The organism is Streptomyces sp. NPDC054866 (genome assembly GCF_053610745.1).
Genome location: NZ_JBSGZA010000004.1, coordinates 835,237 through 854,970, shown reverse-complemented (window position 1 = coordinate 854,970; position 19,734 = coordinate 835,237). Strand labels below are relative to the sequence as shown.

Annotated in this window: 14 protein-coding genes; 2 read left to right on the top strand and 12 right to left on the bottom strand. The window is 71.7% G+C overall.

The window, feature by feature from the left end:
* Positions 1-38 precede the first annotated feature (38 nt).
* From ACWGI2_RS24400 to ACWGI2_RS24380, 5 genes are all read right to left on the bottom strand, one after another.
* Positions 39-746: an ABC transporter ATP-binding protein gene (locus tag ACWGI2_RS24400; protein ID WP_453697581.1), complete on the bottom strand. Its 708-nt coding sequence runs from the start codon at positions 744-746 to the stop codon at positions 39-41.
* Entirely contained in the window at positions 743-2,095 is a 1,353-nt protein-coding gene (locus ACWGI2_RS24395; RefSeq protein ID WP_453697579.1) for a peptidoglycan-binding protein, read from the bottom strand. The genes ACWGI2_RS24400 and ACWGI2_RS24395 overlap by 4 nt, the downstream gene beginning before the upstream one ends.
* Positions 2,095-2,682, bottom strand: coding sequence for a hypothetical protein (locus ACWGI2_RS24390; RefSeq protein ID WP_453396419.1), 588 nt, complete (start codon positions 2,680-2,682; stop codon positions 2,095-2,097). The genes ACWGI2_RS24395 and ACWGI2_RS24390 overlap by 1 nt, the downstream gene beginning before the upstream one ends.
* Before the next feature lie 124 nt (positions 2,683-2,806).
* Positions 2,807-3,706, bottom strand: coding sequence for a prephenate dehydrogenase (locus ACWGI2_RS24385; protein ID WP_453697577.1), 900 nt, complete (start codon positions 3,704-3,706; stop codon positions 2,807-2,809).
* On the bottom strand, positions 3,703-5,028 hold the full coding sequence (locus tag ACWGI2_RS24380; protein ID WP_453697575.1) for an aminotransferase-like domain-containing protein: 1,326 nt from the start codon (positions 5,026-5,028) through the stop codon (positions 3,703-3,705). The genes ACWGI2_RS24385 and ACWGI2_RS24380 overlap by 4 nt, the downstream gene beginning before the upstream one ends.
* Positions 5,029-5,205: 177 nt before the next feature.
* Here ACWGI2_RS24380 and hppD point away from each other — a divergent pair, with 177 nt between their 5' ends.
* Both hppD and ACWGI2_RS24370 read left to right on the top strand, forming a co-directional pair.
* Entirely contained in the window at positions 5,206-6,318 is a 1,113-nt protein-coding gene (hppD, locus tag ACWGI2_RS24375; protein WP_453396416.1) for a 4-hydroxyphenylpyruvate dioxygenase, read from the top strand.
* A complete protein-coding gene (locus ACWGI2_RS24370) occupies positions 6,305-7,417 on the top strand; it encodes an alpha-hydroxy acid oxidase (RefSeq protein WP_453697574.1) in 1,113 nt (370 codons plus the stop codon). The genes hppD and ACWGI2_RS24370 overlap by 14 nt, the downstream gene beginning before the upstream one ends.
* Positions 7,418-7,440: 23 nt before the next feature.
* On the opposite strand, the gene ACWGI2_RS24365 is transcribed toward ACWGI2_RS24370, so the two are convergent.
* The 7 genes from ACWGI2_RS24365 to ACWGI2_RS24335 form a co-directional block, all read right to left on the bottom strand.
* The gene (locus ACWGI2_RS24365) at positions 7,441-7,689 is read right to left on the bottom strand and encodes a ferredoxin (RefSeq protein WP_453396414.1); all 249 of its coding nucleotides are present in this window, start codon (positions 7,687-7,689) and stop codon (positions 7,441-7,443) included.
* The gene (locus ACWGI2_RS24360) at positions 7,686-8,921 is read right to left on the bottom strand and encodes a cytochrome P450 (RefSeq protein ID WP_453697573.1); all 1,236 of its coding nucleotides are present in this window, start codon (positions 8,919-8,921) and stop codon (positions 7,686-7,688) included. The genes ACWGI2_RS24365 and ACWGI2_RS24360 overlap by 4 nt, the downstream gene beginning before the upstream one ends.
* A 7-nt stretch (positions 8,922-8,928) precedes the next feature.
* Positions 8,929-10,101, bottom strand: coding sequence for a cytochrome P450 (locus ACWGI2_RS24355; RefSeq protein WP_453697571.1), 1,173 nt, complete (start codon positions 10,099-10,101; stop codon positions 8,929-8,931).
* Positions 10,102-10,115: 14 nt separating this feature from the next.
* Positions 10,116-11,627, bottom strand: coding sequence for a tryptophan 7-halogenase (locus ACWGI2_RS24350; protein WP_453697569.1), 1,512 nt, complete (start codon positions 11,625-11,627; stop codon positions 10,116-10,118).
* Between the two features lie 77 nt (positions 11,628-11,704).
* Positions 11,705-12,991 (bottom strand): cation:proton antiporter, encoded by a 1,287-nt coding sequence (locus ACWGI2_RS24345; RefSeq protein ID WP_453697568.1) that lies wholly within the window; start codon positions 12,989-12,991, stop codon positions 11,705-11,707.
* On the bottom strand, positions 12,992-13,219 hold the full coding sequence (locus ACWGI2_RS24340) for an MbtH family protein (RefSeq protein WP_160503028.1): 228 nt from the start codon (positions 13,217-13,219) through the stop codon (positions 12,992-12,994).
* Positions 13,220-13,222: 3 nt separating this feature from the next.
* A complete protein-coding gene (locus ACWGI2_RS24335; RefSeq protein ID WP_453697567.1) occupies positions 13,223-19,699 on the bottom strand; it encodes an amino acid adenylation domain-containing protein in 6,477 nt (2,158 codons plus the stop codon).
* Positions 19,700-19,734 lie beyond the last annotated feature (35 nt).

Genomic DNA, 19,734 nt, shown 5'->3' with positions numbered 1-19,734 from the left:
GCCCCGCTGCCCTGTCGTACTCAACTCCTTGGTCGGGTTCATCGCAGGGCCTCCCCGGGGAGGAGTGCGGCGGCGTCGGCTTCGATGCGGCCGTCCTTGATCCGGACCTCTCGCGGCAGGGACCCCGCGATGTCCCGGTCGTGGGTGATGACCACGACCGTGGTCCCCGCCCGGTGCAGTTCGTGCAGGAGCTCGATCACCACCGCCCCCGAACGGGAGTCGAGGGCACCGGTCGGCTCATCCGCGAGGAGCAGCGGCGGGTCGCCGAGGACCGCGCGGGCGATGGCGACGCGCTGCTTCTCACCGCCGGAGAGCTGATGCGGCTCGTGGTAGAGCCGGTGGCCGAGGCCGACCCGGCGCAGGGCCCGCTCGGCGAGTCCGCGCCGCTCGGCGCGGGGCCTGCCGCTGTAGAGCAGCCCGTTCGCGACGCTGTCCAACGCCGGTACGCCGGGGGCGAGATGGAACTGCTGGAAGACGAAGCCGATCGTCCCGGCGCGCAGCGCGGAGAGCTCCCGGTCGCTGAGGCGGTCGATGTCGTGCCCGTCGATGTGCACGGTGCCGGTGGTGGGGCGGTCGAGGGTGCCCATGATGTTGAGCATCGTGGACTTGCCGGAGCCGGAGGGGCCGACGACGGCGAGCAGCTCCCCGCGCCCGATGACGAGGTCGGCGCCCTTGAGTGCCTCGACCTCTCCGTACGTCTTGGAGACTCCGGCCAGTTCGACCACCGGGTGGGCCGCAGTGGTCACTTGGGGACCCCCACAACCGTGCCGTCGGTGATGCCGGCGCCGGACACCTCGACCATGCTGTCGGCGAACATGCCGACCTTGACCGCCCGCGGCTTCACCTCACCGTCGGCCCCGACGACCTCCACGGCGTAGCCGCCGCCCTTCTGCGCCACCAGGGCGTTGACGGGGACGACGAGCACGTCCTTGCGGGTCTCCGCCTTGAGGGAGATCTCCACGGCTGCCGCCTGGTAGCGGCCAAGTCCCTTCTGGTCCTCGACCTTCAGCTCCACGGGCAGGGTGGGTTTGTCGTCGCCGCCCGACTGGCCGCCCGAGTCCTCCGATCCGCCGTCCTGGGACGGCGTGGAGGGGGTGCCTACGTCGGTCACCTCGGCCTGCACGGTGGTGTCGTCGGGCAGGGTGACGGTGGCCTTGGTGCCCTTCTCGACCATGTCCTCGTACTGCACGTCGAGGTCCACGGTGACGGTGCGTTCGGTGCCGGTCCAGGTGAGGACGGGCCCGTTCGACGGGGCTCCCGCCGTGGCCTTCACCTCGGCCACGCGCCTGGCGCCGGGGGCGACCACGGCGTCCGTCGGCTGCACGGTCCCGGTCTCCTCGCGGCCCAGGTCGTCCTGCCAGTCCCGCACGGCCTCGGCGGTTCCGGCGTCGTACGTGTCGTCGACGGTGAAGCCGGTGTAGCCGAGCGCGGAGAGGTTCTTCTCCAGGATCTCGACGTCCCTGCCCTCGGTGCCCGTCTCCAGCGGGCGGTAGAAGGGGGTGGAGCCGTACAGCAGCGGAACCTTCTGCTCCGCCACCTTGTAGGCGGTCCCGCCGCGCTTGACGGTGTCGCCGTCGCCCGGCACCCAGGTGATGATCCCTGCGCCCGCCTTGGTGGCGGCCGGGGCCTGTACGGCTGTCGCGTCGCCGTAGCCGAGGTTCCCGTCCACGGTCTCCGTGCGCGTCAGCGTGGTCCGCTCCACCTCGGCGGTCTTCGGTGGCGCGGAGGGGGCGTCGCCCGCCGATCCGGAGCCGTCGTCGCCGAAGACGCCGGTGGTGGCGGCGCCCGCCGCCGCGACCACGGCGATCGCGACGACGACGATCAGCGACATCCGCAGCGGGCGGCGCCTGCGGCGGTTCGCCGGAGGGGGCGTGGTGCCTTCGCCGCCGTCGTCACCGTCTCCGTCACCCGCATCGGGGGCGGTCTCCTCGGGGGCGGTGCCGACGGCGTCGGGGGTCCGCTCGGACACCTCTCCGGGGGTGTGCAGCGCCAGGGCTCCGGCGCCGCGGGCCGAGGGCTCATGGAGCTCGGCCTCCTCGAACTCCCCTGTCTCTTCGTCCCGTTCCCTCTCACGGGTCTCGTCCGGCGCGGTCATCAGGCGCCGCCGCCGGAGCCGGTGAGGCCGCCGCCGGGCCACTTGTCCTGGCAGGCGATCCTGGCCTTCTGGAACGCGTCGCTGCCGGGGTCGATGCCGCTCGCTCCGAAGTCGAGCGACATGTTGCCGCCGTTGATCTCCGGGTCGGGCAGCTTGGGCAGACCGTTCTCGCGCATGCACTTCGCCCATGCCGCGACCTTGGCGGAGTCCAGCGGTTCACCGCCGCCTCCGCCCCCGCCGAGCTGGCCGCCCTGGGGCATCTTGTCGCGGCAGGCCTCCGTGGCGGACTGGAACTCGGGCGAGTTGGGGTCGACGTCGCCGCCCGGCGTGAGCGCGATGCCGCCGCCCGCGTCCTTCTGCGGGTCGGGGAAGCCGGACACGCCGTTCTCGCGCATGCACTGGGAGAAGGCGAGGGCCTGGTCGAAGGGGCTTGTGGGCGAGGCGTCCGCCTTCTTCGGGTCGTCGGACGACGACGCCGGCGACTCGTCGGAGCAGCCGCTGAGGAGCACGCCGGCCACGAGGGCCGATGCCGCGAGCAGTGTCTGTGCGGTTCGCCTGTGGGTGGTTCGCTTGTGTGTGGTGGACATGGGGCCAAGTTCTACGCGGGGACCGGTCACACGGCGGATACAAGCGGCTCCGTCCGTACAGCCTTGTCCGGCCACCGGGCGCAGGCATCGAGAGCACCCCACCTCACCTGCGAAGACGGTGACTTCACCGCGGAGGGCACGGCACGGGCTGTCCAGGGCGGGGCTCGTCCAGTTCCCCCACCCCGGCCACGCCTCGGTCGAGGAGGTCCACCAGGGTGTGCCTGCTCTTGCCGGAGAGCTCCCGCCCCCGCTCGCGGTCGGCGAGGTCGTACAGGGCGGCGACGACGCTGGAGAGGTCTTCCTGGAGCCGGGTGAGGATGTCGGCGACCGCCGCCGCGTTGGACTCGACGATGTCGCTCCACAGCCGGGAGTCGCCGCGGGCGATCCGGGTGGTGTCGCGCAGCCCCTGCCCCGCCAGATGGGCCGCCTCCGCCGGGCCCTCACGCAGGCGCGCCGCCATCAGGCTGGCGACCAGGTGCGGTGCGTGGGAGGTCAGCGCCACCGCGTCGTCGTGGGCGCGGGCCCGCATCACGCGGGGTACGGCGCCGCACAGGGTGATCAGGTCCAGGGCGCGGCCGAAGGCGGCCCGGGAGGTGAGGCGGGTCGGGGTGAGCACCCAGGCCCTGTCCCGGAACAGCTCCGCGCGGGCGGCGAGGGGGCCCGAACGCTCGCGGCCGGCCAGGGGGTGGCCGCCGATGTAGCGGGACGGGTCGGGGGCGGTGTCCAGGATCTCCCGCTCCGCGTGCGCCTTCACGCTCGCCACGTCGGTGTAGCTCAACGCGAGGCCCCGCGACTGCAGTTCGGCGAGGACCGGGGCGATCTGGCTGGGCGGCACCGCGAGCACGGCCAGGTCGACGGGGCTCGGCGGGGGCTGCGGCCGTCCGGCGCCGAGCACCGCGGCGGCGCGGACGGCGGACTCGTCGCGATCGGAGAGGTAGACGCTCACGCCGTGCAGGCGGGCCGCGAGGGCCACGGAGGTTCCGATGAGGCCGGTGCCGACGACGGCCATGGTGCGGATCGTCACGCGACCTCACCGTCCAGACGCTCGTGGATCAGCGCGGCGAGCCGGTCGAGGCCCTGCTCGATCCGGTCGTACGTCAACGTGCTGATCGACAGGCGGAGTTGGCGGAACCCGTCCGACGCGCCGTAGAAGTGGTGCATGGGTGTGAACAGCACTCCGTGGCGGCGCGCCGCGTGCTCCAGGAGGGTGTCGTCGACGGTGAAGGGCACGGTGAGCACGATGAAGAAGCCGCCGGTCGGTGCGTTCCAGGTGACGTCGGGAAGGCTGCCGAGTCGCCGGTCGAGTCCGTCGAGCACCTGGTGCAGGTTGCGTCGGTAGACCTCCGTCTCCTGGCGGTTGGCGGCGACCAGGCTGCAGTCGTGGGCGAGGAGCTTGCCGCCGATCACGGCCTGGGCGATCGGTGAGGTGTTCACGGTGAGCATGCTCTTGAGCTTCGACAGCTCGTCGGCGAGCAGGACGTCACCGCCGCTGTGGCCGGTCACACGCTGGTCCGCGACCACGTAGCCCACGCGGGCGCCCGGCATCCCGGTCTTGGCGAACGAGCCCAGATAGACGACGCGTTGACGGCGGTCGAGTGCCTTCAGCGTGGGCGGCCGGTCCGCGGCGCTGTTCAGAAGGCCGTACGCGTTGTCCTCGAGGAGCAGGAGGTCCTCGTCGGCGGCGATCTCCAGGAGCCGGTGCCGGTCGGCGAGCGGCAGACTGACGCCCACCGGGTTGGCGAAGTCCGGCGTCACGTAGCAGGCGCGGACCCGCCGCCCGTCCGCGCGTGCCCGGCGCAGCTGGACCAGCAGGTCGTCGAGGTCGATGCCGTGCGCGGCGGTGCGCACCGGGAGCACGGGCATGTCGGCGAGCAACGCGGCTCCCGTCAGGCCGACATAGGTGGGGCTGGGGGCGAGTACGGCATCGCGGTCGTCGGCGCGCAGCGCGCGCAGCAGCAGGAACATCGCCTCCTGGCAGCCGACCGTGACGACCACGGACGCGGGGTCGGCGTCGATGCCCTCGTCCAGGGCGAGACTGCGCGCCACGAGGTCGCCGATGATCCCCTTCGTCGCGCCGTACTGGAACAGCGTGCGTGCGGTCTCCGCCTCGCTCAGACCGAGCCGGGTACGGAGGTGGTCGCAGAAGACCTGGAGGTATTCGTGGAGTTGGGTCACGTCGTAGAAGCCCTCGTACGGACGGCCCGCCGCGAACGAGATCGCGTCCGGATAGGTGTCGGCGACCTGGTTGAGGAGGTTCATGGACTCCATCGACACATCCGCGAGCGACGCGTGCAGCGTGGCCGCGTTCAACTCGGCGAGGGCGATTTCCGTTTGCATGATTTCCATCGCTTCAGCGTCTCCTGACAACAGATCCACATCAATGGCTTGACAGGTGCGGAAACAAAAAGGCAGTCGTAGCATAGGCCCGCAAAGACAATTCTGCCTCGCGCTTTCTGCTGTTCCGGCATTCCGCGAACCGGCGCGAGAGCAAGAATCCGCATTCTTCTTCCCACGAGGACTCCGATGACGGATTTACCCGCAACGGCCCCCCACCATGACCTCGCGGATCTCACGGATCTCGCGATCGACTATGTCGAGATGTACGTCGACGGCCTGGAGGCGGCGGCGTTCGCCTGGGTCGACAAGTACGCCTTCACGGTCGTCGGCACCGGCGGCTCCGCCGAGCACCGCAGCATCGCCCTGCGCCAGGGCCGGATGACCCTGGTGCTCACCGAGGCGACCGCTGGGCGCCACCCCGCCACCACGTACGTCACCACGCACGGCGACGGCGTCGCCGACATCGCCCTGCGCACCGCGGACGTGTCCGCGGCCTTCGCCGCCGCGGTGGCGGGCGGCGCACGTCCCGTCCGGCAGCCGACACGGCACGCGGGCGAGGGCCCGGCGGTCACGGCCACCGTCGCGGGCTTCGGCGACGTGGTGCACACGCTGGTCCAGCGGACCCCGGGGGAAGGCCCCGGGCTCCCGCCCGGCTTCGTTCCCGCGCTCGGCTCACGCGAGGCGCGCACCAGTGAGGTGGGGCTCCTCGACATCGACCACATCGCGGTGTGCCTGAACGCCGGCGACCTCGAATCGACGGCACGCTTCTATCAGCAGGCACTCGGTTTCCGTGAGGTCTTCAAGGAGCACATCGTCGTCGGCGCCCAGGCGATGGACTCCAAGGTCGTGCAGAGCGCGACCGGGGCGGTGACGCTGACGCTCATAGAGCCCGATCCGCTGGCGCAGCCCGGTCAGATAGACGAATTCCTCAAGAGCCACCACGGCGCCGGGGTCCAGCATCTGGCCTTCTCCAGCAAGGACGCCGTCCGCTCCGTGCGGACGCTGTCCGCACGCGGTGTCGCGTTCCTCCAGACCCCGTCGACGTACTACGAACTGCTCTCCGAACGGATCGGGCTCAAGTCCCACACCCTGAACGAACTGCGCGCGACGAACCTCCTCGTCGACGAGGACCACGACGGCCAGCTCTTCCAGATCTTCACCGCGTCGACGCACCCGCGCGGCACGATCTTCTTCGAGGTCATCGAGCGCCAGGGCGCCCGGACCTTCGGCAGCTCCAACATCAAGGCGCTGTACGAGGCCGTGGAGTTGGAACGGACCGGGCAGCGTGTGGCCCGCTGACCCCGCGGCCGCGCGCGATCTGAGCGACGTCGAGCGCGCCGCGGCCGCGGCCCTGCCACCCGAGGTGTGGGACTTCGTCGCGGGTGGCAGCGGCCGTGAGCGGTCCCTCGACGCGAACCGGGAGGCGTTCGACCGCATCTTCGTCGCCTCCCGGGTGCTCAGGGACGTCTCGGGATGCACCACGGATGCGACGCTCCTGAAGCGTCCGGTGCGGATGCCGGTGGCGATCGCCCCGGTCGCGTACCACCGACTGGTGCATCCCGAGGGCGAGTTGGCCACCGCGCGGGCGGCGAAGACGGCGGGTGTGCCGTTCACGGTGGCCATGCTGAGCAGCGTCCCCGTCGAGGAGGTCACGGCGGTCGGCGGCACGGTGTGGTTCCAGCTCTACTGGCTCCGCGAGCGGCGGCGCACCCTGGACCTGGCGCGCCGGGCCGAGGACGCGGGCTGCGAGGCGTTGATGCTCACCGTCGACGTGCCCTGGATGGGCCGCCGCCTGCGGGACGTGCGCAACGGCTTCGCGCTGCCCGGCCATGTGCGGGCGGCGCATCTCGACGGCGGTGCGGCCTCTTCGGCGCACCGCTCGTCGGCGGACGGCTCGGCGGTGGCCGCCCACACCGCCGAGGCGTTCTCAGCCGCGGTGACCTGGCGTTGTGTGGAGGAGCTGCGGGCTGCCAGCCGTCTCCCGCTCGTCCTGAAGGGTGTCCTGGCACCCGAGGACGCGGTGCGGGCGGCCGACCTTGGCGCGGACGCCGTCGTGGTGTCGAACCACGGTGGCCGTCAGCTCGACGGCGCGCTGCCCGGCATCGACGCCCTTCCCGAGGTGGTCGAGGCCGTCGGCGGCACGTGCGAGGTCATGGTGGACGGCGGTATCCGCGGCGGGACCGACGTGCTCAAGGCCCTGGCGTCGGGGGCGGACGGGGTCCTGGTGGGGCGGCCGCCGGTGTGGGGGCTCGCCGCGGCCGGAGAGACCGGTGTCCGTCAGGTCCTCGACCTGCTGGCCGACGAGCTGCGCGACGCGCTGGGCCTCGCGGGCTGCGCCGGGGTCGAGGCGGCCGGGAAGCTGCGTACGGTGCGCATCCCGCAGGGTGGCCGGGCCTGAGAGCCTGAGAGCCTGAGAGAGCGTCAGTGGCCGGCGGTGTCGTGTTCGTGCAGCGTGATCGCGCCGGACGGGCACCGCGCGGCCGCCGCGCGCACGGCGCCTGCCAGCTCGGGGCCCGGGTCCTGGGCGTTCAGCAGGACCTTGCCGTCCTCGTCCGACTGGTCGAAGACCGCGGGCACTTGGGCCATGCAGAGCCCGGAGCCCGCACATCGGTGACGGTCCACCCGTACGTCCATCTGTTCCTCCTTGGCCTTGTCCTTGGCGTCCTTCACCAGGTGACCGGCAGCCGCTCCACACCGTGGGCGAGCGCGTGCACGCGGAACGGCACCTCGCGCTCGGGCACGGCGAGGCGCAGGCCGGGGAAGCGCCGCAGCAGCGCCGGGTAGGCGATGCGCAGTTCCATGCGGGCCAGTGCCGCGCCCAGGCAGTGGTGGATGCCGTGGCCGAAGGCGACATGGGCCCCCGGCGCCCGTGTGATGTCGAAACGGTCCGGATCGGCGAGCAGCGCGGGGTCGCGGTTGGCCATCGGCAGCGAGCACAGGACGTGCTCCCCCGCCTTGATGACCTGCCCTCCGACGGTGACGTCCTCCAGGGCCGTCCGGGGCGTCGGGGCGTGCGGAACCGACAGGTGGCGCAGCAACTCCTCCACCGCGCCGTCCACGGCTCCGGGGTCGTCGCGCACGGCGGCGAGCTGGTCGGGGTGACCGAGCAGCAGAAGGGTGCCGAGGCCCAGCATGCCGGAGATGTTGTCGAGGCCGGCGAGCACCAACAGGACGCAGACACCCCGCAGTTCCTTGTCCGTGACCTCGTCGCCGTGGTCGCGGATCAACATGCCCAGGAAGCCTTCGTCGGGGTCGGTGCGCTGCCGGGCCACCATCGCGGCGACGTACCGCGAGAGCAGTTCCCCGGCCGCCGCCCGGCGCTGCCGCCCCCGGCCGGGCACGAGGAATGCGTGGCAGCGGCGCAGGAAGTCGCCGCGGTCGTCGCGGGGCACTCCGATCAGCTCGCACAGGGCGGCGCCGGGGACGGGCGAGGCGAAGGCCGCGACCAGTTCGGCGGGCGGCCCGGCGCGTTCAATGGCGTCGAGGTGCTCGGTGACGATGCCGGTGATGCCCGGCTCGATCCTGCGCATCCGGCGCAGGGTGAACTCGGGCGTGAGGATCTGCCGGAGCCGGGTGTGCTCGGGCGGGTCGTAGTCCATGAGCTGCCCGATCAGCTCGTCGGGCCGCGGGCCCTCGTCCCGTCCCCGCGGTGAGCGTGGTCCGAAGCGGCGCCGGGTGGAGAACCTCCGGTGGTCGCCGAGGACTTGGCGTACTTCCGCGTGGCCCGTGACGAGCCAGACCGGCACTCCGTCGGTCCCCGGACCCACGTCGATCCGGGTGACGGGACGGCCCTCGGCCAGCCTGCGCAGCTCTTCGGCCGGGCCGAAGCCGTCGCGGCGGACGTACACGGGCCCGGACTCGGTCGTCCCGGTCGTCCCGGTCGTCTCGGTCGTCGATGTCATGGCTCCCCTACCAGGTGACCGGCAGTGTCTCCACGCCGTACGGCGCCTGTGTCCGGAAGCGGATGTCCTTCGGCGGTACGGCCAGGCGCAGCTCGGGAAAGCGGCGAAGCACCGCCAGGTAGGCGCTCCTGAGCTCCATCCGCACCAGCGACGCACCGATGCAGTAGTGGATGCCGTGGCCGAGCCCGACATGGGCGGTGGCCTCACGGGTGATGTCGAGGACGTCCGGCGGCGCGCCGGGCGGCCGGACGCGGTTGGCCGCGAACAGCGAACAGGCCACCTGGTCCCCGGCCTTGATCACCTTGCCCGCGAGGGGTACGTCCTCGCGAGCGGTCCGCGGCGACGCCGTCGGGATGATCGAGAGGTAGCGGATGAACTCCTCCACCGCCTGGTCGATCAGGTGCGGGCACTGCCTCAACAGGGCCAGCTGGTCGGGATGTTCGAGCAGTGCGAGGATGCCGAGCCCCAGCATGCTGGCCATGTTCTCGACGCCGGAGCCCATGACGAACGCGGTGAGGCCGACGAGTTCGTCGTCGTCGATGTCGTCGCCGTGCCGGCGCACCAGCCTGCCGAGCAGGTCGTCGCCGGGCGCCCGCCGGTTGCGGGCGACGAGTTGGTCGACGTACGCGAGATAGGCGGCGCCCGCGGTCAGCTGCAGTTGCCGGCCGCGGAAGGCGGGACGGCTGACCTTGAGCAGCCGCGCGAGCTCCGCCCGGTCGTCGCGCGCCACGCCGAACAGCTCGCACATGACGAGGCCGGGGACGGACCAGGCGACGTGCCGCATGAAGTCGGCGGGCCGCCCCGCCTTCTCCAGGGAGTCCAGGCAGTCCGCCACGACGGCTTCCACGGCGGGCTCTAGGCCCCGCATCCGGCGGACCGTGAACTCCGGTGTGAGCAGCAGCCTCAGCCGGGAGTGGTCGGGCGGGTCGTACTGGATGAGGTTGCCCGCCTGGACCGGCCGGGTGCCGCCCGCGGGCGGGGCCGTACTGAACCGCTCCGCGTCGCCGAGTACCGCGCGCACCTCGTCGTGGCCCGTGACGAGCCAGCCCGTCGACGAGCTGGGCCCGTCGCCGAGCTCGACCTCGGACAGCGGTGCCCGCGCACTGAGTTCGCTCAGCTCGGGCAGCGGGTCGAGACGGTCCCTGCGGTTGTGCATGGAGAGGTCTGACGGCCGCGCCATGCGCGGACCTCCTTCTACTCGGCCGGGCCGGGGGCGGGCACGGGCTGCTGCCAGAACATGCCGTCGGGTGACGGCACCAGACCGCCGCTGAACAAGGGGGCCTCCGCTTCGGCGTCCTCGCCGAGCAGGGCGCGCATCTGGACCTGGCCGCCCTCCTGCATGACTTCGCGCACCACCGAGGACTTGAACAGCGGCACCATGCTTCCGTCCTCGCTGCCCGCCAGTTCGTCGACCGCGGCGGCGAACTCCTGCGACCCCGAGGAGAAGCGCTTGGCGAGGATCTCGGCGTCGGTCAGGACGCGCTCGCCGGAGGAGACTCCGCCGATGAGCTCGACGAACGACTGGAGTTCGGGCCGCTCGGTCCTGGTGACCTTCTTCGCCTGCCAGAAGTAGGAGTCCTGGTCGTGGTGCATGTCGTAGAAGGACAGGAGGAATTCGTAGAACACGCCGTACTCGCGCCGGTAGCGGGCCTCGAACTCCTTCAACGCCCGGTCCTCGTCGACGCGTTCGGACAGGACGCTGTTGATGGAGCGGGCCGCGAGCAGCGCGCTGTACGTCGCCAGATGGACGCCCGACGAGAACACCGGGTCGACGAAGCACGCCGCGTCGCCGATGAGGACGAGACCGGGGCGGGAGAAGGTCGTCTGGTGGTACGAGTAGTCCTTGCGGACGCGCAGTTGTCCGTACTGGCCGGTGGTGACCCGCTTGGCGCCCGCGAGGTACTCGCCGATCAGGGGGCACTCGTCGACGAGCGCCATGAGCGCCTTCTCCTGGTCGCCCCGGATCTTCTCGGCCATCTCGCGCCGCACCACGGCGCCGACGCTCGTCAGGGTGTCGCTGAGGGGGATGTACCAGAACCAGCCGCTCGGGAACGCCACCGACAGGATGTTGCCGGAGTTGGGCTCCGGGAGCCGCTTGCCGCCTTCGAAGTAGCCGAACAGGGCGAGGCTGCGGAAGAACTCCGAGTACTCGCGCTTGCCGCCCACGCGCTGGTACACGCGGCTCTTGTTGCCCGACGCGTCCACGACGAACGTGGCGAGCGCCCGGCGTACGTTGCCGTCGGCGTCGGTGTACGTGACGCCCCTGATCCGCTCGGCGTCGTCGATGACGTCGAGCACCGCGCAGCCCTCCCGCACCTCGGCGCCCACCTTGCGGGCGTGCTTGAGCAGGATGTCGTCGAACTTGGACCGCTCCACCTGGTAGGCGAACGACGTCGGCCCGCTCATGCGCGGGGAGACCGAGAACGAGAAGGTCCAGGGGTCCGGGTTGGCGCCCCACCTGAAGGTGCCGCCGCGCTTGCGCGGGAACCCCGCCTTGGCCAGTTCGTCCGCGACGCCGGTCAGCCTGCACACGCCGTGCACGGTGGACGGCAGCAGCGACTCGCCGATCTGGTGGCGCGGGAAGAACTCCTTCTCCAGGACGAGGACCCGCCGCCCCTGCATGGCCACGAGTGCCGCCAGTGTCGACCCGGCGGGCCCTCCGCCGACCACCACCACGTCGAATTCCTCGGAATCCGGCAAGGTCATCCCTCCCCTTTTTCTCCCGGACGGGAAAACAGCAAATTCTGATGCTCAATCGAGTCTGAAATCGCTCTGCCCGGGCGTCAAGGCTGTCCATCCGTCAGCGCGGGAACGACCTTCTTTTCCGGACGGTGCGGGATTTTCCGTTCGTGCCTGCGCCGTGCGAGAGAGAGCAAAGGCCCCGTCATGAAGGTGGTGACCAATGCCATGAGTACGAGAACGGTGAAAAGCGCAGGGCCGATGATCCCCGCGTCCAACGCGACGTTCAGGACGATCAGTTCCGTGAGTCCGCGGGTGTTCACCAGCGCGGCGACGGTCGCCGAGCGGTACGTGTCCATGCCGCTGATCCGCGATGCCGCGTACGCCGGTCCGAGCTTGCCGAGGACCGCCACGGCGAGGATCAACAGGAGCAGGAGACCGCCGTTCCCGTCCAGCGAGCCGATGTTGAAGGAAAGGCCTGTCGTCACGAAGAACAGCGGGAGCAGCAGGTCGGAGGTCTGCTCCATCGGCCGCAGCACATCGGCGTCCGGCACGCCGTCCCTGCGGGGCATCGTGAGGCCGGCGAGCAGCCCGCCGAACACGGGGTGCAGACCGAGCTCGGCGGTCACCCAGGCGCTGCCGAGTGCGAGGCCGAGCGCGATGGTGAGCTGGTTGGCCAGGACCACCTTGGAGCGCCGGAGCCACCACCCGAGCACCGGGCGCACCAGCAGGAACAGTGCCGCCACGAACAGGGCGATCAGGAGCAGCGTCAGCTGCCACGACCTGCCGGTGGCGTGCCCGGTGCCGGCGAGCGCGGCGGCGAGGACCAGCCACGCCACCACGTCCATGAGCCCGGCGGCGGTGGTGGCCACGGTGCCCTCGACGGTGCCCGCGAGCCCCCGCTCGCGGACGATGGCCGCGAGCACGGGCAGCGCGGTGACGGAGACCGCCACGGCCATGAACAGCCAGAACGCCCTGCCGTCCGCGTGCCCCGGCTGGACCGCGTCGAACGCCCCGTGGAACACGCCCACCGCGCCCACGCCCAGACCGGCCGGGACCAGGAACGCGCACAGCGCCACGGTGGCCGCCGCTCTGCCTCCCTTGCGCAGCTGCCGCCAGTCCATCTCGTACCCCACGACGAACATGAAGATCACGATGGCGATCTGCGAGAGCACCGTCAGGAACGGCAGTACCTCCGGCGGGAAGAGCCGCGATGTGGGATCTCCGGGCAGGCGGCCGAGGAGCGTGGGGCCCAGGGCGATACCGGCGACGATCTGGCCGATGACCACCGGCTGGCCGCAGCGGCGGGCCAGCGCTCCGAGGAGGCGGGAGACGATGACGATGACGGCGACATCGCCGATCGCCACGGTCACCAGCGATTCCGTGTCCATCTACGGCGCCGCCGTCTCGTTCCTGCTCATGTCCGCGATGAGGCTCTTCGGCCGCATGTCCGTCCAGTTCTCCTCTATGTACGCGAGGCATTCCTGGCGGGTGCCCTCGCCGTGAGCCGTGGTCCAGCCTTCGGGGATCTCGGCGAAAGCGGGCCACAGAGAGTGCTGTCCCTCGTCGTTGACGAGAACCAGGAAAGTGCCGTTTTCGTTGTCGAACGGATTGGTCATCGTTCAGTCCTTTTCGGTTGCTGGGGTTGATGTCCGCTGTTCCGGATTTTCGGCGGCGAGTTTTCGCGCGACGACCCGCGTGATGCGCGAAAGGGCTTCGGGTTTGAGCATGTCGTAATGGCCGACGGGCACTTCGTGCGTTTCGATGTCGCCCTCGATGAAGGGCCGCCAGGTCGCGACGGCTTCCGCCACGGGCCGCTCCTCCGTCCGGTCGGCTGCCGCCACGAAGAGCAGCAGGTCGCCGTGGGAGGGGCGGGGCGTGTGGTCCGGTGCGAAGCCCGACATGTTGCGGACGACCGTCTCCAGGTTGGAGAGGGCCTGCTCGCTCATGCCCGACGAGCGGTAGAGGGAGGCCACGTCGGCGCCCTCGCCTTGTCGCAGCACGCCGTAGCCTTCCGACTCCCGCCCCTCCTCGCCGCGGAACCGCGACTTGGCGGCGCCGCTGCCGGGATAGGCGTCGAGCAGCGCCAGGAGCGCCACTTCTTCGCCCAGTTCCTCCAGGCGGGCGGCGACGGCCTGGGCGATGGTTCCGCCGATGGACCAGCCCAGGAGGTGGTAGGGGCCGACGGGTTGGACGGTGCGGATCTCGTCCGCGTAGTCGGCCGCCATCTCCTCGATGCTTCCCGGCAGTTGCTCGGACCGTGCGATGCCGCGCGCCTGCACGCCGTACACGGGCTGGTCCTGGGGCAGGTGCGGCAGGAGGGCGGCGTAGGTCCAGCTCAGGCCCATACCGGTGTGCAGGCAGAACAGCGGGGGGCGGCTGCCTTCCGGCCGCAGGGGCAGCAGAACCCCCAGGTCGCCGCGGTTCCGCCCCATGCGCCGCCCCGCTCCGGTGTCCCGCTTCCACCCCTGGTCCTCGGGCTGTACGGCGATGCGGCCCTCGTTCGTCCGCTTCGCCCGTTCGCCGGTACGGAACATGCGCTCACCCGCGGCACCGAAGGGGCACGCGACGAACCGATCACCCGTGCGTCCCGGGGCGCGCGCGTAGCCGCGGGCCAGCGCGATGCCCGCCAGGTAGAGGTCGCCCGTGACACCCGGCGGCACCGGACGCAGGCGTTCGTCGAGCACGAAGGCGCGGGTGTTCTGGACCGCGCTGCCGGTGCGGGGCTCCCAGGCGCCGGCCGTCTCGGGGCTCGCCCGGTGCTCCAGCCAGGCCCCTCCCGTCTCCGGCACTCCGTAGCCGCACACCAGCGGAGTCGAGGGGTGCCGTTCCCGCCAGCCGCGCACCTGGTCCACGGCCTGGGACTCGCCCGCCAGGTCCACGACCAGGGCCTCGGGAGCGGCCTCGGGAGCGGCCTCAAGCAGCTCGGGGGTGGTGACCACCAGGGTCCCGGTCTCCCCCGCTTCAAGGTCCTGGCCGGGTATGCCGAGCCGCACGCTCCCTCCCGCACAGAGCGCCGCGAGCAGCGGCGTCACGAGGGCCGCGAACGGGGCCCTGGCATCCAGCAGTGGTGCCGCGCCCAACGCCGGGGAGGCATGCATGCGGTACGTCGTGTGGGAGGCGAGCGTGCGGTGTTCTACGACGGCGCCGGCGAGGACCAGCGCCGGATGCCCCGGAAGGGCAGGCTGGGCGGAACCGGCTTCCTCCGGCGCCCAGTTGGTCTCGTCGTCCGGGATCGGGACATCGGCGACCGTGAGATCGACGCCCTTCTGAGGGCGTGCGGGGTCTTCGGCGAAGGAGGCGGCCGCACCGGATTTCAGCACCCCGAGCAGCGCGACGACCAAGGCGTTGCCGGTCGGCTGCGCCACATCTATGACGCTCTCCGGGCCCGCACCCTGCTCGATCAGCCGACGCGCGAGCCGCTCCGCCGCGGCGTCCAGCGCCTCGTACGTCAGGGCGCCGTGCGGATCCGTGACGGCGACCGCGTGGGGCGTACGTGCCGTCTGCGCGGCCAGCATCTCCACCACGGTGCGCGTCGGAGCCTCCTCCGTGGTGTCGTTCCCGCCCGCCACGATGCGACGGGCCTCGTCGGCGTCGAGCAGTACGTCGACCTCGCTCAGGCGCCGCTCCGGATCGGCCGTCACCTGGTCGAGCACGCGGACGAACCGCTGCGCGATTGTCTGCGCGGTCCGCTGGTCGAACAGCTCGGTGGCGTACCGGAGTTGACCGTCGATGCCGCCGAGGTCACCGTCGGGCTCGTACCGTTCGGTGAGGCTGAACGCCAGGTCCAGCTCGGTGGCTTCCGCGCCGAGCTCCTGGCGGGTGGTGCGCAGGCCGGGCAGCTCCCAGGGGTCCCAGGGCTCGGCGACGCTGTCGTCGACTTCAAGGAGCACCTGGAACACCGGGTGGCGTGCGAGCGAGGGCGGCAGCTCCAGGGCGTCCACGAGGCGTTCGAACGGTACGTCCCGGTGCTCGCGTGCCTCTTGGTTCGACGCCAGGACCCGGCCGAGAAGCTCGCGGAACGTGGGGTCGCCGGACGCGTCCGTACGCAACGCGAGCGCCCCGGCGAAGGGGCCCACCAGCGTTTCGAGACCGGACTCGCCCCGACGCGGGATCCGTGTGCCGATGGTGACGTCGGTGCCCGCGCCGAGCCGGGCGAGCAGCATCACGAGGGCCGCCTGCACGACCATGAACGGCGTCGTCCCGTCGTCATCGGCCAGGTCGGCGAGACGGCCGTGCGCCTCGGTGTCGAGGCGCAGCGGTACCGTCCCGGCCCGGTGCGAGGCGATGGTCGGGCGCGGCCGGTCGGCGGGCAGCTCGATCTCGGCGTCGATGCCCGCCAAGGTGTCCTGCCAGTAGGCGAGTTGGTCGTTGAACAGGCTCTCGGGTTCCTGCTCTCCCTGGAGGAGCTGCCGCTCCCAGAGCGCGTAGTCGGCGAACTGGAGGGGCAGCGGGGCCCGTTCCGGCACCCGGCCCTCGCGGCGCGCACCGTACGCGGTCGCCAGGTCACGGACCAGGACGTCCAGCGAGGCGTCGTCGGCGGCGATCCGGTGCACCACGAGCAGCAGCACGTACTCGGTGTCCGAGAGGCGGAAGAGCGCCTGCGTCCACGGCACTTCCTGCCCGAGGTCGAACGCGTGCCTGGCGCGGGCGGCGAGCAGCTCCGGCAGCTCCGCCTCGGTCACTTGCACCAGGGCCGGGGTGGGGCGGGCGACAGCGGCGTCCAGGACGCGCTGCCGCATAGCGCCGCCGGGGGCCCCGTCGAAGGTGGTGCGCAGGATCTCGTGCCGCGCGGCGACATCGCCGAGGGCCGCTCGCAACGCGTCCTGGTCAAGGTCGCCACTGAGCCGCAGCGCCACCGGGATGCGGTCGGTTCCCGCCTCGTCGTCGAGCCGGGACATCAGCCAGGTGCGGAACTGCCCTGCCGTGACCGGGACTTCGTCTCGGTTCTCGACCGCTTGCAGCACGGGACGCGCCTTCGTGGCGAGCAGCCGGGCCACCCCTACGGGTGTCGGCGAGCCGAAGAACTGCCGGATGCCGAGTTCGGCGTCGAACTCCTCGCGGATCCGTCCTGCGAGGCGCATCGCGAGGCCCGAGTCGCCGCCCAGGTCGAAGAAGCTGTCGTCGGGCCCGACCCGCTCCAGGTCGAGCACCTCGGCGAACAGGCGGCACAGCGTCTCCTCGGCCGCGGTCTGGGGCTTGCGGCCTGAGGAGGCGCGCTCGGTGAAGTCGGGGGCGGGCAGGGCCTCGCGGTCGACCTTGCCGTTGCGGGTCACGGGCAGGGCGCCCAGGGCAAGGACGGCGGCCGGGACCATGTAGTCGGGCAGGCTCTCGGCGGCGTGGGCGCGGACGAGTTGAGGGTCGATGGTCTCCGTCCCCTCGGGTACGACGTAGCCGACCAGGCGCCGCTCACCCGGACCGTCCTCACGGGCGACCACCACGGCCTGGGCCACGGCGGGGTGGTTGGCAAGGGCCGCCTCCACCTCGCCCAGCTCGACGCGGAAGCCACGGATCTTCACCTGCGCGTCGGCGCGCCCGACGAAGAGCAGCTCCCCGCCCTCGGTACGGCGGACCAGGTCCCCGGTGCGGTACATCCGCTCACCGGGTACGTACGGACAGGCAACGAACCGCTCCGCGGTCAGGCCCTGGCCGTTCCAGTAGCCCTGCGCCAACCCGACCCCCGCCAAGTAGAGTTCGCCGGTCACGCCCGGCGGCAGGGGCCGGAGGAAGCCGTCAAGGACGTAGGCCCGGCGGTGGGGCAGAGGACTCCCGATCGGGAGTACGGGAGCCATCGCGTCGCCCGGCCTCAGCACGTGCCAGGTCGCGCAGAGCGTCGTCTCCGTCGGCCCGTACAGGTGGCGGACGGCGACGTCCGGGCAGACCTCGCGCACACGGGCCACCGACGCGGCAGGGACCACGTCGCCACCGGTCAGCACCTCACGCAGGCCCGCGAAACAGTCGGGCCACTCCTCGGCGAGGACACGGAACGAACCGGCGGTCAGATGCACCGCCGTGACCCCGCCCTTCACGAGCTCACGCACCTGCTGGGCATCCACCACACCGGGTTCGGCGACCACCACACGGCCACCCGCGACCAGCGGGACCCACAGCTCGAAGAGCGACGCGTCGAAGGCGTGCGGGGCATGCATCAGGACCGCGTCCGCCGCACCCACATCCCAGCCCCGCTCCCCCACCAGCGACGCCACACTGCCGTGCGGCACGGCCACGCCCTTGGGTGTGCCGGTCGAGCCCGACGTGTACATCACGTACGCCACGTCCCGCGCGGCCACCGGCACGATCGGCTTGGCGGTTCCGCATTCCGCCAGCGCCGCACACACCTGAGGGTCGTCGAGGACCACCAGTCGCGCGGCGGCCCGCTCCGGCACCACGCCACGGCTCCCGGACGTGCACACCACCCGCGCCGGGGCCGCGTCGTCCAGAACGAACGCCACCCTCTCCTTCGGCCAGCCCGCGTCCACCGGCACGTAGGCAGCGCCCGCTCGCCAGATTCCCAGGAGCAGCGCCACCAGGTCCGGCGACCGCTCCATCACCACCGCGACGCGGTCGCCGCGCCGCACCCCCGTGCCCGCCAGGTACTGGGCCCAGCGACCGGACTCCGCCCACAACTCCCCGTAGGACAGCGCCCGTTCACCTTGGACAGCCACCGCGCCCGGCGACGAGACCACGCGCCCGGCGATCAACTCGGGGACCACCCCGCGCCGAGGCTGAACCACCGCCTCGCGTTCGGCGGCCGCCATCGCGCCGACGCGTCCCACGACCACAGCGGGATCGGCGGCCACCTGTTCAAGGACCCGCACCAGCGATGCGAGCGCCGCCGCGGCGACACCTCGGCCGAACAGGTCCGGTCGGTACTCGAGCTTCAGGTGCATGCGCTCGCCGGGGCCGACGACCAGGGTCAGCGGATAGTGCGCCGCCTCACGGGTGAACCCCGCCGGCCTGAGGGAGAGACGCTCGCTGTCCGGCGAGGTGGATGTGGATACGGAGTCGGTGTCGGAGTCGGAGGCAGCCGGAGGCTGGGGGAAGCTTTCGTACACCAGGAGCGTGTCGAAGCCCGCTCCCGGGCCCGCCGCCTTCTGGATCTGCGGGAGGCCCAGGTGCTGGTGGGCCATCAGTACCGACTGGCGCTCCTGTAATGCACGGAGCATCTCCAACACGGACTGTGTGCCGTCCAGTTGAACCCTGACGGGCAGCGTGTTGATGAGCAGCCCCACCATCGACTCCACGCCAGGCAGCTCGGCAGGACGGCCCGCCACCGTCGCGCCGAACACCACGTCCGTGCGCCCTGCGAGCCGCGCGAGGACCAGCGCCCACGCGCCCTGGACCACGGTGTTCACTGTCAGGCCGTTGGCGCGGGCCAGCTCCACCACGTCCCGCGTGGTCTCCTCGGTGAGGTATTCGCTCACGTTCTCGGGGAAGACGGGGAGCCGGTCCGGTACGGCCGGTGCCACCAGCGTCGGTTCGTCCGCGCCCGCGAGTTCCGACCGCCAGGCGTCCCGCGCGGCCTCCCTGTCCTGGCGGCCGAGCCACTTCAGGTACTCGCCGTAGGAGGTCGTGCGGCCGAGCCGGGAGGCGTCGCCGCCCGCCGCGTAGATCTCGGCGAGTTCACCGATGAGGATCGGGGCCGACCAGCCGTCCATCAGGATGTGGTGGCTGGTGACGACCAGGCGGCGCCGGTGCCCGCCGACGCGGATCAGGAGGAGGCGCAGCAGCGGAGGCACCGCCAGGTCGAAGGGCTCCGCCCGCTCGCTCTCCGCCAGGCGCTCCAGCGCGGCGGGCTGTTCGGACGCGGCGAGGGACGACACGTCCTCCGTACGCCAGGGCAGCGCCACGTCCCGCGCGATGACCTGCACCATCTGCGCCCCGCTCACCTGACGGAAGCAGGCGCGCAGTGCGGCGTGCCGGGTGAGGAGCGCCTCCCACGATGCCCGTAACCGGCCCGCGTCCACGGGTCCGTCGATGTCGAGCGCGGACTGCACGGTGTATACGTCCGGTCCCTGGTCGTCGAAGGCGGCGTGGAAGAGCAGCCCTTCCTGGAGCGGCGACAGCGGCCACACGTCCTCGACCGGTGATCGGGTCATCTCTTCTCTCCTTGGAGCTTTCGGATCCGCAGGGC

Excerpts from the sequence above, each read along its gene's own strand:
- ACWGI2_RS24345 (WP_453697568.1), bottom strand. The coding sequence starts at position 12,991 with ATGGACACGGAATCGCTGGTGACCGTGGCGATCGGCGATGTCGCCGTC.
- ACWGI2_RS24380 (WP_453697575.1), bottom strand. The coding sequence starts at position 5,028 with ATGGAAATCATGCAAACGGAAATCGCCCTCGCCGAGTTGAACGCGGCC.
- hppD (WP_453396416.1), top strand. The coding sequence starts at position 5,206 with ATGACGGATTTACCCGCAACGGCCCCCCACCATGACCTCGCGGATCTC.
- ACWGI2_RS24390 (WP_453396419.1), bottom strand. The coding sequence starts at position 2,682 with ATGTCCACCACACACAAGCGAACCACCCACAGGCGAACCGCACAGACA.
- ACWGI2_RS24335 (WP_453697567.1), bottom strand. The coding sequence starts at position 19,699 with ATGACCCGATCACCGGTCGAGGACGTGTGGCCGCTGTCGCCGCTCCAG.
- ACWGI2_RS24350 (WP_453697569.1), bottom strand. The coding sequence starts at position 11,627 with ATGACCTTGCCGGATTCCGAGGAATTCGACGTGGTGGTGGTCGGCGGA.
- ACWGI2_RS24395 (WP_453697579.1), bottom strand. The coding sequence starts at position 2,095 with ATGACCGCGCCGGACGAGACCCGTGAGAGGGAACGGGACGAAGAGACA.
- ACWGI2_RS24340 (WP_160503028.1), bottom strand. The coding sequence starts at position 13,219 with ATGACCAATCCGTTCGACAACGAAAACGGCACTTTCCTGGTTCTCGTC.
- ACWGI2_RS24360 (WP_453697573.1), bottom strand. The coding sequence starts at position 8,921 with ATGACATCGACGACCGAGACGACCGGGACGACCGGGACGACCGAGTCC.
- ACWGI2_RS24355 (WP_453697571.1), bottom strand. The coding sequence starts at position 10,101 with ATGGCGCGGCCGTCAGACCTCTCCATGCACAACCGCAGGGACCGTCTC.